Annotated in this window: 11 protein-coding genes and 1 pseudogene; all 12 read left to right on the top strand. The window is 57.6% G+C overall.

Annotation, left to right across the window (positions count from 1 at the left end):
* Nucleotides 1–8: 8 nt before the first annotated feature.
* Complete coding sequence (locus tag ABRP31_RS07250) at nucleotides 9–968, top strand: magnesium transporter CorA family protein (protein WP_349973738.1); 960 nt, start codon at nucleotides 9–11, stop codon at nucleotides 966–968.
* 99 nt (nucleotides 969–1,067) lie between these two features.
* Entirely contained in the window at nucleotides 1,068–1,370 is a 303-nt protein-coding gene (locus ABRP31_RS07245; RefSeq protein ID WP_349973736.1) for a type II toxin-antitoxin system HigB family toxin, read from the top strand.
* Nucleotides 1,370–1,729: a transcriptional regulator gene (locus ABRP31_RS07240; RefSeq protein ID WP_349973734.1), complete on the top strand. Its 360-nt coding sequence runs from the start codon at nucleotides 1,370–1,372 to the stop codon at nucleotides 1,727–1,729. The genes ABRP31_RS07245 and ABRP31_RS07240 overlap by 1 nt, the downstream gene beginning before the upstream one ends.
* 287 nt (nucleotides 1,730–2,016) lie before the next feature.
* Nucleotides 2,017–2,640 (top strand): cysteine dioxygenase, encoded by a 624-nt coding sequence (locus ABRP31_RS07235; protein ID WP_349973733.1) that lies wholly within the window; start codon nucleotides 2,017–2,019, stop codon nucleotides 2,638–2,640.
* On the top strand, nucleotides 2,637–4,220 hold the full coding sequence (locus ABRP31_RS07230; protein ID WP_349973731.1) for a rhodanese-related sulfurtransferase: 1,584 nt from the start codon (nucleotides 2,637–2,639) through the stop codon (nucleotides 4,218–4,220). Before ABRP31_RS07235 ends, ABRP31_RS07230 begins: the two co-directional genes overlap by 4 nt.
* Nucleotides 4,221–4,306: 86 nt before the next feature.
* Entirely contained in the window at nucleotides 4,307–5,287 is a 981-nt protein-coding gene (locus tag ABRP31_RS07225; RefSeq protein ID WP_349973729.1) for an ABC transporter substrate-binding protein, read from the top strand.
* A gap of 37 nt (nucleotides 5,288–5,324) precedes the next feature.
* Nucleotides 5,325–6,689, top strand: a complete 1,365-nt coding sequence (locus ABRP31_RS07220) for an LLM class flavin-dependent oxidoreductase (protein WP_349973727.1) — start codon at nucleotides 5,325–5,327, stop codon at nucleotides 6,687–6,689.
* 176 nt (nucleotides 6,690–6,865) lie between these two features.
* Nucleotides 6,866–8,059 (top strand): acyl-CoA dehydrogenase family protein, encoded by a 1,194-nt coding sequence (locus tag ABRP31_RS07215; RefSeq protein ID WP_349973725.1) that lies wholly within the window; start codon nucleotides 6,866–6,868, stop codon nucleotides 8,057–8,059.
* A 559-nt stretch (nucleotides 8,060–8,618) separates the two neighbouring features.
* Nucleotides 8,619–9,671, top strand: a pseudogene (locus tag ABRP31_RS07210) (methyl-accepting chemotaxis protein); the annotation flags it as partial.
* Nucleotides 9,660–10,532 carry a methyl-accepting chemotaxis protein gene (locus tag ABRP31_RS07205; RefSeq protein WP_372489425.1) on the top strand — a complete coding sequence of 291 codons (873 nt, stop codon included), beginning with the start codon at nucleotides 9,660–9,662 and terminating at the stop codon, nucleotides 10,530–10,532. The pseudogene ABRP31_RS07210 and the gene ABRP31_RS07205, both read left to right, overlap by 12 nt.
* Nucleotides 10,533–10,821: 289 nt before the next feature.
* Nucleotides 10,822–11,976, top strand: a complete 1,155-nt coding sequence (locus ABRP31_RS07200; protein ID WP_087271049.1) for a mandelate racemase family protein — start codon at nucleotides 10,822–10,824, stop codon at nucleotides 11,974–11,976.
* 75 nt (nucleotides 11,977–12,051) lie between these two features.
* The gene (locus ABRP31_RS07195; protein ID WP_349973723.1) at nucleotides 12,052–13,674 is read left to right on the top strand and encodes an ABC transporter substrate-binding protein; all 1,623 of its coding nucleotides are present in this window, start codon (nucleotides 12,052–12,054) and stop codon (nucleotides 13,672–13,674) included.
* Nucleotides 13,675–13,677 lie beyond the last annotated feature (3 nt).

The raw sequence follows: 13,677 nt of genomic DNA, 5'->3' as shown, positions 1-13,677 counted from the left end.
GCGCCAGAATGATTGAACGCTATAGTCTGATTGACGCGACGCTACAGGTAACAACGGACGAGCAGGCGCCGCTGTTGTTATGCTCGGACCCTACTGCGCAAGACCGGGAGTTTCTGCATCAACGCTTTCAGGTGGATGCCCACATGCTGGAGTCAGCACTGGACCCTGATGAGGTGTCCAGAATCGAATTTCATGACGGTCAGCTGTTTCTCATCTGGAAGCGCCCGGAAAGCTATTCGGGCTCAGCGGCGATGTCCTTTGAAGTGTCCTCGTTCGGCCTCATGCTCTCCGCTGAAAGCCTGGTGGTGATTTCGGCAGGCAACTCACTGCTCAGCCCCGCGAGCAGTCACCGGCCGTTGAACAACCCGCTGGATATCCTCATCGACCTGCTGTTCAACAGCGTGCACCACTACCTCGGACACTTGCGGGTGATCAAGCTGATCGCCCGGGAACTGCATCAGAAATTCGACACGTCACTGGACAACCAGCACCTGCTGCAAATGTTCAATCTCAGCGAAAGCCTGATCTATTACATCAACGCGATTCAGAGCAACGGCACGGTCCTTGAACGCTTGCATCACCACGCCGAGAACAATGCATTTCCTGCCCGATTCATCGCGCTACTGGACGACCTGAAGATCGAAAACGATCAGTGCTACAAGCAGGCCAGGATCTACTCCACCGTATTTGCTTCGCTGATGGACGCCAGGGGCAACATGGCCAACAACAATATGAACGCAACCCTGCGCAACCTGACCGTGGTCAACGTGGTGTTCCTGCCCCTCAACCTGATCGCCAGCATTGGCGGCATGTCTGAATTCAGCATGATGACGGCGAGTATTCCGTGGTGGATCTCGTTCCCGGCGCTGGTTATGGGGATGGTGGTATTGAGCGTGTTGATGGCAGTGCTGCTCAGGAAATCGGTGTTCCGCCGCAGTGCCGCGCCAGCGCGAGAAACCTCGCTTTAACGAATACAGTCTGCACAACGAGACATTTTGTACAGAAACGAACGGTTGCGATGATTATCCTCCAGCGTTACCATCCCTCCCAAATTGGGAGAAGTTGATTTGAGAGTGATTGCGCGAGCGACTTTACGGACGTTCTGGGAGAGCAGCCCAAGCTATGGCGACGCCATGACACCGTTGGTTGAGTGGTACCGACACATGGAGAAAGCGACTTATCGGACTCCACAGGACGTAAAAGCAGAACTGCGCTCAGCGAGCATTCTTAAAGGAGGCCGAGTGGTGTTCAACATTGCTGGCAATAAATACCGGGTGATCCTTGCCATCGATTATGGACGACAACTTGCATTTATTCGTTTTGTAGGCACCCACGCCCAGTACGATCAAATTGACGCGGAGACTGTGTAATGAACATCAAGCCCATTCGTAGCGAAGCCGACCTGGCTGACGCTTTGAAAAGAATCGAGGAATTGTGGGGCGCACCCTTGAACAGTCCTGAGGGCGACGAGTTAGAGATACTGTCCGTACTCGTTGAGAAATTCGAGGCTGAACACTACCCACTGCCAGCGTCAGACCCTATCGAAGCCATCAAGTTTCGCATGGACCAGCAGGGTCTGACCCCACGCGACCTGGAACCTTACCTTGGGTCCAGTGGCCGCGTTTCCGAGGTACTTAACCGCAAGCGAAAATTGAGCCTGGGGATGATCAAACGTCTGCACGACGGCCTGCGCATCCCCTATGAAAGCCTGCTTGCCGGTGTCGTTTGATGCCCGGCCAAGAGACGCCTTTTCCGCCCCCCTAGGTGTGGCGGGATGTAGCACTGCCCGGCTTGCCAATCCGGTGTTCTCTTCTCCGCCCGGTAGCTACGATTCATCGAAAAAAACCGCTCCCCCGCCGTCGGTGCAGGAGTGGGCGTCCGCTCAAATACCGTGCTTTTACTTCACACAGGCTTTTTCAGCACCTTTGGTTATAACCTAATCATAAAATAATCGCATATTAGACTAAGCCATTATGTTTATATTAAGCCACGCATTAACCTGGCGCTGGCATAGACATGACGCACACAAGACACCCCGAACGACTCAGAGAATTCATCGGCGCACTGGCCGAGCTGATCGACAGCAACCCGCACGAAAGTGATCTGCTGCACCGCGGCAGCAAGTTGCTGGGCCAATTGGTCAGTTACGACGACTGGCTACCCGACGAATACGCCATTCCCAGCCCTGAGCGTTATCAACAGTTCCTGCTGCACGCCGACTCCCGGCAGCGCTTTTCAATCGTCAGCTTCGTATGGGGCCCCGGCCAAAGCACACCGATCCACGACCACCGCGTATGGGGCTTGATCGGTATGTTGCGCGGTGCTGAATACTCCCAGGGCTTTGCCCGCAGCCCTGACGGTCGACTGGAAAAAGAAGGCCCGGCGATCCGTCTTGAACCCGGCCATGTGGAAGCCCTGTCGCCGCGCAGCAATGACGTGCATCAGGTCAGCAATGCCTTCAGCGATCAGGTCTCGATCAGCATCCACGTTTATGGCGCCAACATCGGCGCAGTGCGGCGGGCGGTGTACCAGCCCGACGGCACCGAAAAACTGTTTATCTCCGGCTATTCCAACGCCTTTCTGCCCAACATCTGGGATCTGTCCAAAGAGAGCCCTGCCAAAGAGAGCCAAGCACAATGACTCAACTGACCACCCGCTCCTTCGCCGATGTTCGCCAAGCGCTGCTGGCCCATGAAGAATTGGCCCTTGTAGACGTTCGCGAAGAAGCCCCGTTCGCCGAAGCGCACCCGTTGTTTGCCGCCAATATCCCGCTGTCCAAGCTTGAGCTGGAAGTGTTTTCTCGCATCCCGCGCCTCGACACCGTCGTAACCGTATACGACAACGGCGAGGGTCTGGCTCAGCGTGCTGTGGAACGCTTGCAAACGCTGGGCTACACCGACGTGAAACTGCTTGAAGGTGGCCTGCAAGGCTGGCGCGAAGCTGGCGGCGAGCTGTTCATCGACGTCAACGTGCCCAGCAAGGCCTTCGGCGAACTGGTTGAACACCATCGCCACACGCCTTCGCTGGCCGCTGAAGAAGTACTGCAATTGCTGGATTCCAAAGCCGACGTCGTGGTGCTCGACGCACGTCGCTACGATGAATACCAGACCATGAGTATCCCCAGCGGCATCAGCGTGCCGGGTGCTGAACTGGTGCTACGCGCCCGCGAACTGGCCCCGGACCCGAACACCCGAATCATCGTCAACTGTGCAGGCCGCACCCGCAGCATCATTGGCACCCAGTCGCTGGTCAATGCAGGCATTCCCAATCAAGTCAGCGCCTTGCGTAACGGCACCATCGGCTGGCTGCTGGCAGGCCAGACACTCGACCACGGCCAGGCGCGACGCTTTGCCGCCGTCAGCGACGAAACCCGCGAAGTGGCCAGCGCCGACGCTCGCCGCGTGGCCGACAAGGCTGGCGTGCGCCGTGCGACCCGCGCCGAGCTTAGCAACTGGCAAGCCGATACAGCGCGCACTACTTACCTGCTGGATGTGCGCACGCCGGAAGAGTTCGCCACAGGACACTTGCCCAAAGCACGCTCTACACCGGGCGGCCAACTGGTTCAGGAAACCGATCATTACGCCAGTGTGCGCGGTGCGCGTCTGGTGCTGGTGGATGACGACGGCGTACGCGCCAACATGTCGGCGTCCTGGCTGGCCCAACTGGGCTGGGAAGTGTTTGTGGTTGATGACCTGCAAGCCAGCGACTTCAGCGAGCAAGGCGACTGGAACGCGCCGATTCCTGTCCCCCCACAAGCAGAAGAGATCAGCCCGCAGACCCTCGCCGAATGGCAGCAGCACGGCGACGTGGTGGTGCTGGATTTCACCGCCAGCGCCAATTACGTCAAGCAGCATATTCCCGGCGCCTGGTGGACGTTGCGCGCGCAGTTGCAGGACGCGCTGCAGAAAATCCCTGAAGCCGAACGCTATGTACTGACCTGCGGCAGCAGCAAACTCGCGCGGTTTGCCGTGCCCGAAGTTGAAGCGCTGACCGGCAAGCAGGTGTTCCTGCTCAAGGGTGGCACCGCCAACTGGGTCAAGGCCGGTCTGCCGCTGGAAACCGGCGAAAGCCAGCTGGCCTCGCCGCGCATTGATCGCTATCGCCGCCCTTATGAAGGCACCGATGCTCCACGCGAAGCCATGCAGGCTTATCTGGACTGGGAGTTCGGCCTGGTGGACCAGCTCGCTCGCGATGGTACCCACGGTTTTCAGGTGATCTAGAAAACAATCTGACCCTTTTCAAGAGCAGGACCGACCCCTCCAGGCGGAGGTCCTTGCCAGCAAACTCTTAGCCTGGAGATGCACCCATGCTGCTTAACACCTTTCCATTCAAGAAACTGCTGCTGGGCGCGCTGCTGAGCGTAGCCCTCGGCCAACACGCTATGGCCGCCGATCTGGAACCGCTGCTGGTCGCCAATCAGAAATCCACGATCAAAGCGCTGCTGCAAGTCTCAGGCGAACTGAAGAACGTTCCTTACGAAATCAAATTTTCCGAATTCCCTTCCGCAGCACCTTTGGGTGAAGCGTTGAACGCCGGTGCCGTAGATATCGGGGCGTTGGGCGATGCGCCTTACGTCTTTGCCCTGGGTGCCGGCGCACCTTTGAAAGTGGTCAGCATTACTCACGCCGAAGGCCGTTTTACCACCGCCCTGCTGGTCCCCAAAGACTCACCGATCAAGACCGTCGCCGACCTCAAGGGCAAGCGCATCGTCACCGGCCGCGGCTCTATCGGCCACTATCTGGCAATCAGGGCCTTGCGTCAGGCGGGCCTGAAAACCAGCGATGTCACCTTCATCAACCTGCTGCCGGGTGAGTCGCGCATTCTGCTGTCCAGCGGTGGTGCTGATGCCTGGGCCACTTGGGATCCGTACACCACGGTCGCTACCACCCAGAGCCAAGACCGCGTCCTGGTCAGCGGCAGCGAGCTGTTGAGCAATCACCTGTATCTGGCCGCGACCAGCAAAGCGATCGCTGAGAAGCGCGTGCAGCTGGACGACTTCGTTGCGCGGGTTGAGCGCGCCTATCTGTGGAGCAACACCCACCCCGCCGAGTACGCCAAGGCTCAGGCTGCGATCACCGGCCTGCCGATCGAGGTTCATCTGGAAATTGCCAACGCCACCAAAATGAACCGCGTAGAAATCGACGACAACGTGATCAAGGGCCTGCAAGCCACCGCTGACATTTACCAACAGGAAGGCATCCTGACCAAATCGATCGACGTCTCAAAAGGCTTCGACAAAAGCTTCAATGCTTCGCGTGCTCAGGTTGTGCAAACAGCCGCTCATTAATCCTCAGACAAACCCTTTCAGATTCCGGAGCACGCTCATGAGTAAGCCTCGTCAAAAAGAGCTACGTCAAAAAGAGCCACGTCAATTGAAGCTAGGCGCAATGGTCCACGGCGTCGGTCACGGCTGGGGCGAATGGCGCCATCCGAACGCACTGGCAGATGCCAGCGTCAATTTCGGCTTCTACAAACAGCAGACAAAACTGGCAGAAGCGGCCAAGTTTGATTTCGTGTTCATCGCCGACAGCCTGCACATCCACGAGAAATCCAGCCCGCATTACCTCAACCGCTTCGAACCGCTGACCATTCTCTCGGCGCTGGCAGCGACCACGGAGAACATCGGCCTCGTCGCCACCGTCACCGTGAGCTACACCGAACCGTTTCAGGTGGCGCGACAGATTTCTTCGCTGGATCACATCAGCGGTGGCCGCGCTGGCTGGAACGTCGTGACGTCCTGGCTCAGCGGTACTGCTGATAACTTCAGCAAAGGCGAACACCCGCCGCATCCGGTTCGCTACCGCATTGCCAAGGAACACGTGTCAGTGGTCAAAGGCTTGTGGGATTCCTGGGAGGACGACGCCTTCGCCCGCAACAAAAAAACCGGCGAGTTTTTCACGCCCGGCAAGTTGCACGCGCTGAATCACAAAGGCGAGTTTTTCTCGGTCAAAGGCCCGCTGAATATCGCCCGCTCGAAACAAGGCCATCCGCTGATTTTCCAGGCAGGAACATCCGAGGACGGACGCAACTTCGCAGCCGAATATTCAGATGCGATCTTCGTCCATGCCGAGTCACTGGAAGAGGCCCAGGCTTACTACCGGGATCTGAAAAAACGTGCGGTGGGCTTTGGGCGCAATCCATTGGACTTGTCGATTCTGCCGGGCATCCGCCCTATCGTCGGCCGCGATGAAGCAGAAGTTGAAAGCCGTTATCAACAGGCCGTGGAACTGGTGAGCATCGAAGACGCCATCGTCGCGCTGGGCCGTCCGTTCAATGATCACGACTTCAGCCAATACCCGCTCGACGCGCCGTTCCCGGAGTTGGGCGACCTGGGCTCCAACAGCCAGAAAGGCGGTTCGGACCGGATCAAACAACTGGCCAAAGATGAAGGCCTGACGCTGCGCGAAGTGGCGTTGTTCTTCTCCCGGCCACGCCGCGAATTCGTCGGCACTGCCGAGCAGGTTGCCGACACCATTCAGACGTGGTTCGAACACGAAGCGGCCGATGGTTTCATCATCAACTCGGTACTGCCGGATGGCTTGCAGTACTTCGCCGAACTAGTGGTCCCGGTCCTGCAGGCACGCGGCTTGTTCCGCAGTGAGTACAGCGGCTCGACCTTGCGCGAGCACTTCAACCTGCAAGTGCCGGAAAACCGCTATGCGCAGCAGGAAGAAGCTGAGCTGGCTTAATTTTTGTGGGAGCTGGGCTTGCCCGCGATAAACGATAACTCGGTCTGCCTGCGAGTTGCGACACATGCATCGCGGGCAAGCCCAGCTCCCACAGGGATTTGAGCCAGCATGCAAATGCTTCACCTCTTCAGGCATTGCGCAACATTCAGGATTGTAAGTAAAAGGAAACCCCATCAATGAGCGCACTGCCCCTTCGCCCCGTCGCCACCAGCGCCAGCGACGTCGAGTCCGCCGAGGCTTTCACCGCCCGGCTGGCGTCGATCACTGCAGCCCTGGCCGCAACTGCCGAGCGCTATGACGCCAGTGGCGAGTTCCCCCACGAAAACTTCCGCCTGCTGCACGAGCATGGACTGCTGAGCCTGACTGTACCCGCTGATCTGGGCGGCGGCGGTGCGGACTTGCCCAAAGCGCTGCAAACCATCAGCGCCGTTGCTCAGGGTGAGCCGTCCACAGCGTTGATTCTGGTCATGCAATACATCCAGCATGCGCGCCTGCAGCAGAGCAAAAACTGGCCCCGGCATCTGCGCCTGCAAGTGGCGAAAGACGCGGTCCGTGACGGCGCGTTGATTAATTCCTTGCGAGTCGAACCCGATCTTGGCACACCCGCTCGCGGCGGCCTGCCTGCGACTACGGCACGACGTACCGCCGAAGGCTGGCGCATCAGCGGCAGCAAAATCTACTCCACCGGCAGCCATGGCCTGACCTGGTACAACGTCTGGGCACGCAGCGACGACGCCGATCCTTTAGTGGGGGGCTGGCTGGTGCACAGGGACACGCCAGGCATTCGAATCGTCGAAGATTGGGATCACCTCGGCATGCGTGCCACGTGCAGCCATGAAGTGATCTTTGAAGACGTCTTGGTGCCGCTGGAAAACGCTGTCAGCGTCAGTCCATGGAGCGCGCCTCAGGCAGAACTCGATCCGGCAGGCCTCATGTGGATGTCGGTCTTGCTGTCCTCGGTTTACGACGGTGTCGCCCGCTCGGCGCGTAACTGGTTTGTGCAGTGGCTGGAAGAACGCAAACCGTCCAACCTTGGCGCTGCGTTATCGACCCTGCCGCGCTTTCAGGAAGTGGTTGGCGAGATCGATACCCTGTTGTTCAACAACCACAGCCTGTTGCAATCGGCTGCCACTGGCCTGACCCCGGCAGCGCATGCGGCACAGATCAAATACCTGGTGACGACCAACGCCATTCGCGCCGTGGAGTTGGCTGTCGAAGCAGCAGGCAACCCCGGCCTGTCACGCAGCAATCCGCTGCAACGCCATTTGCGCAACGTGCTCTGCGCACGGATTCACACGCCGCAGAATGACGTGACGCTGATCGGCGTAGGCAAAGTGGTGTTTGCGGAGCGAGAAAAAGCGACGCGTTAGGTAGGAGCTGTTCTGCGTCTGCTTGCTACCTTGATAGAGCACCGCAGGGTTTGCCTATCCCCTGAAGACCGCAAGAGCGGTTCAATCAGTGCTCGGAGGGGCAAGCCCTCAATTGACCAGGTTAAAGGTTATTCACAGTTCAATTCATTTACGACTAAAACGGGTTATCAGCTGCAATTGAAATACCGACACACTCTAAAAGTTCCGACCAAGTTTGGTTTGTTTCAAACCATTACTATTTTCTATCCCACTTATAGAGCCTCCCCTTATTATCAGTTATCGTACAACTTATAAAATTTTGATAATTGAATCTCCTTACGGGCCTGTAGCGCCGAGCTAGAGCAGGCGCGGCCTGGCGGCAAAAAAAATAATTCAAAAAAAATTGAACTCATTGAACTTTAAAATGTACATCTGCGCGCATTAAATATTTACGCCTGGAACCTGAAAGTTGTCGAGCCCGCATTAAAGTTTCCCAAACCACCACCGATAAAACTCCAACTGGATTATTGGCAAGGAGCAGCCTCATACCGTATTTCTAAAGATACTCGGAGCATTATTCATGCTGAAAATGATACATCGCGGGCTTTCGAATATAGCCGTTCATACCAAGCTTGCGCTGGGCTTTGGCATGGTCATGCTGCTCACCGTACTTATCGCCGGAGTAGGTTGGTCGGGCATCAAGGAAATGGGCGAACGAAGCCAGAGAATCGATGACATTGGCAAACTCGGCTCCCTGACCAGAGATATACGCATTGAACGACTGGCCTACATCATCACACCTGATGCTGAGCGAGCCGCCAGTTGGTTAAAAGCCGTGGACAGTCTGGACCGGCACCTCGAATACGCTCGTCCGATGTTCAGTTCCCCACTCAATGTCCCTCACATCAACTCCGCCAGTGATGGATTGAAAGACTATCGTGTCCAATACACTGCCGTGGTACAGGCCACCGGAGCACGAGAGGCAACACGGGACGTATTTGGCAAACATGCCGATGAAGCCGCTAAAAGCCTTGAACGCTTAAGCGCCTTCGCCAACGCCGAAACGGGCGATACCGCCATGCGTGACAGCGTGACACGTGCACGTGCCTTGTTTCAGCGCATGCGCTTTGATGTCAGGGGTTACACGTATACGTTGAATGCAGACGCTGAGCGGCAGGGCAAGGAATCGATAGCTGAAGTCATACGCTTCGTCGAAAGCCTGAAAGGATCAGGACTACCGGCAGAGACGCTTCAAAGTATCGACACGTCGCTCAAGGCTTATCAAAGTACCGTGCAGCAGTTTTCTGATGCTCAGGCAAAAATCACCGAGTCCCAGGCCAATATTTCCAAAGACATAAAAATCCTGTTCGCAGCGGCCGACGAACTGACAAAAAACCAGACAACCCTGCGCCTGGAGGATCTGGCTCAATCTCGCGACTTGCTCATCATCGGTCTGGTTATCGCATTGATTGTCAGCACCCTCGCGGCCTGGATTATTACTCGCCTGATAGTCGCTCCTCTGCTGAAGACATTGGGTCTCGCTGAACGCGTTGCCGACGGCGATCTCACTCATGACCAGGTTACCGATCGTCAAGACGAACTGGGCCGACTTGAAAACAGCATGCAGAAAATGACCGTCAAGCTAAAAGGCTTGATCAGTGGGCTCAAGGACGGTGTCGTGCAGATCGCAAGCGCTGCCGAACAACTGTCTGCAGTGACCGAACAAACGAGTACCGGGGTCCAGAGCCAAAAATCCGAAACGGATCAAGTCGCTACAGCGATGCACGAGATGGGCGCCACGGTCCAGGAGGTCGCCCGTAATGCCGAGCAGGCTTCCAACGCGGCAGTCAATGCGTCCAGAGAAGCCCGTGAGGGGGATGTGATTGTCGCCCAGGCGGTGACCCAGATTGAAAGCCTGGCAGTTGAAGTGAGCCATTCAAAAACAGCCATGGATGACCTTAAGCGCGAAAGCGACAAGATCGGTGGCGTCCTGGATGTTATCAAAGCCGTTGCGGAGCAAACCAATCTGCTGGCGCTCAACGCTGCGATTGAAGCGGCCCGCGCAGGCGAAGCAGGCCGTGGGTTTGCGGTGGTCGCGGATGAAGTAAGGAGTCTTGCTCAACGCACTCAAACGTCCACCGAGGAAATAGCCAGCCTGATTCACGGACTGCATAAAGGAACCGACAGAGTGGCAACGATTCTGGATAACAGTCGGAGCCTGACAGACAGTACTGTTGAGCTGACTCGCAAGGCGGGCACGTCATTGAATAGCATCAGCCGTTCGGTGTCTGAAATCGAGTCCATGAACCAACAGATCGCAGCGGCTGCGGAACAGCAGAGCGCCGTTACCGAAGAGATCAATCGCAGCGTACTCAATGTCCGCGACATCTCGGAACAAACAGCCGCCGCCAGCGAGGAGACTGCGTCATCCAGCGTTGAACTGGCCCGCCTGAGTGTCCAGCTACAAACGATGGTCAGCCAGTTTAAGATTTGACCCTTTTGGCCATGCCTGTATGACTTGTGGGAGCTGAGCTTGCTCGGCTTCCTCAAGGGCATTTGCTTTCAAAACCAATCCTGCTTCGCCTCTTACGAAGTATGACGACTTTAGATACATCCTCTCGACAAAAAGAACCACCCCTCTCCCCTCGAAACCTCCATACGCCCCATAAATCCGCACAAACCGATTGACAGACCCGACCCAGCGGGAAAATAATCGCCCCATCGTTGTATGACGACATACAGCAAAGCCACCTAATAATCACAATATCCAAGGCAAGCTCTCCATGAAAATCACCCGTATCAGTGTCGAGGTCTTTTCCCATCCGTCGCGTCGCGCCGTCGATAGCGCAGGCCATGCTCATCCTGGCGAAGAAAAACCGGTCAATCTGGCCATGTTGCGCATCGCGTGTGACGACGGCAGCGAAGGTTATTCCTTCGGCGCTCCAGAGCTGATTCGTCCGCACATCATCGAATCCTTCGTGAAGAAAGTGCTGATCGGGCAGAACCCGATGAACCGCGAAAAAATCTGGCAGGAACTCGCTCACTGGCAACGCGGCAGCGCCAGCCAACTGACTGACCGCGCACTGGCACTGGTCGAACAGGCACTCTGGGATCTGGCCGGGCGCGTGCTCAAACAACCGGTCTACAAACTGCTCGGGGGTTATCGCGACAAGGTGTTGGCCTACGGCTCAACCATGTGTGGCGACGATTTGCCAGGCGGCCTTTCCACTCCGGATGAATACGGCCAGTTCGCCGAAAAACTGGTCGCTCGCGGCTACAAGGCCATCAAGCTGCACACCTGGATGCCACCGATTTCCTTCGCGCCAAACCCGCGCATGGACGTAAAAGCCTGCGCCGCAGTGCGCGAAGCGGTCGGCCCGGACATCGCGCTGATGCTCGACGGCTATCACTGGTACAGCCGCGTCGATGCGCTGTACATCGGCCGCGAACTGCAGAAGCTCGACTTCGCCTGGTTCGAAGAACCCATGATCGAAGACTCGGCCGAGTCTTATGCCTGGCTGGCCGCCAACCTCGACATCCCGGTGCTCGGTCCTGAAAGCATCGACGGCAAATATCACAGCCGTGCGAGCTGGGTGACATCCAGATCCTGCGATATTCTGCGCGCCGGGGTTGCCGGTGTAGGCGGTATCAGCCCGTGCCTGAAAGTCGCGCACATGGCCGAAGCGTTCGGCATGGATTGCGAGGTTCACGGTAACGGCGCAGCCAACCTGCAAGTGATTGGAGCCATCAGCAACTGCCGCTGGTACGAGCGCGGTCTGCTGCACCCGTTCCTGGATTACGAGCAGGTTCCGGCTTATCTGAACACGCTGGTCGACCCCATGGATGATGAAGGCTACGTGCATTTGTCGGACCGCCCAGGCCTGGGTGAAGACATCAATTTCCACTACATCGAGGCCAACACGCACCAGCGTTACTGACAGGCGGCACCGCACAGAGGCGACATGAGCGCCTCTGGCACAAGAGTCTTAATAAATATAAGAAAGGACTGCCCTATGAAACTCTGGCCTTCGCGCCTGCGCCAGTTACTGTGCGTGGCGCTGACTGCGACGCTTCTGCACACCCCGCCCGGTATGGCGCGCGGTGAAACGCCGGTTGATCAACTGGTGGTCGGCATGAGCATGATCAACCTGCTCTCTCTGGACCCTGCCGCTGCTACTGGCCTTGAAGTGTCCGAGGTCAATTCCAACGTCTACGACATGCTGCTCGAACAGGATGCCAGCGCGCCCGATACGCTGATTCCTGCGCTGGCCGAACGCTGGGAAGTCAGCGCAGACCGCATGCGTATCACCTTTCACCTGCGCCCCGGCGTGACCTTCCATTCCGGCCAGCCACTGACCGCACAGGATGTCGCCTGGTCACTGCAACGGGTCGTCACCCTTAATCGCGCGCTGGCTTCGACCTGGAAAGCTTACGGCTACACCGCGCAGAACGTCGCGCAACTGATGCGTGCCGAAGACCCGCTGACATTCGTCCTCGACCTGCCACGGCCGACCGATCCGCTGCTGGTGCTCAACACACTGGCAACTTCGCCGAGCGCCTTTGTGATCGACCGCCATACCGCTATGCAACATGCCCAGGGCGAAGACCAGGGCGCGGCATGGCTGACGACGCACACCGCAGGCTCCGGCGCTTTCAAGCTGGACGTCTGGCGCGCCAACGACGTGATCCTGATGACGCGTTTCGATAATTACTGGCGCGGTCCGGCGAAAATGCGTCGAGTGATCATGCGCAACATGACCGAATCCCAGGCCCTGCGCCTGATGGTCGAACGCGGCGATCTGGACGTCGCCCGAGGCATGGCCGCTACCGACATCAAAGCCCTGACCCGCTCCCCTGAAGTCAATGTGCAGACCATCGCTCGCGGGACTATTTACTACATTGCGCTGAGCATGGAGCAACCGCTGTTTCAGGACATCCGGGTGCGCAAGGCGATACGTCTGCTGATCGACTATCAGGGCATCAATGACGTGGTCATGCCCCACTACGGCGTAGCCAACCAGCGCCCGCTGCAACTGGGTCTGGCGGCGCGCCTGGATGACCCAGGTTATCGCCTGAATGTGCAGGAAGCCAAACGTCTGCTGGCGGAAGCCGGGCATGAAAAAGGCTTCACGATTACCCTGCGCTCACTGACCGATTCACCCTTCATCAATATCGCCACCAGCCTGCAATCCACCCTGGCTCAGGCCGGTATCCGCGCCACAATCATTACCGGCACCGGCAACCAGATTTACGGCGCCATGCGTGACCGGCGCTTCGACATTCTGGTCGGGCGCGGAGGTGGCGGGGCCGAACGTCATCCTCATTCCAGCCTGCGAGCACTGGTCTACAACCCGGATAACCGCGAAGCAGCCAAGCTGAGTAACTTTCAGGGCTGGCGCACTTCGTTCTACAGCGCCGAACTCAATCAACTGATCGAGCAGGCCGAACAGGAACGCGATGCACAACGCCAACTGGCGCTCTATCAGCGCATTCAGACCCTGTACGACCAGCAGGTCGGCGCGATCATGCCGATTTCGCAAATGACCGACGAGGTTGTGGTGCATGCCGACGTGCGTGACTACATCGGCCACAGCGCCGCCACGACACGCCTGCACGACGTCTACAAACAACGTTGATCC

This window comes from Pseudomonas caspiana (genome assembly GCF_040224095.2).
Classification (GTDB): domain Bacteria; phylum Pseudomonadota; class Gammaproteobacteria; order Pseudomonadales; family Pseudomonadaceae; genus Aquipseudomonas; species Aquipseudomonas caspiana.
Note: the sequence above shows the minus strand (reverse complement) of the source record. Positions and strands in the feature narration are given on the sequence as shown.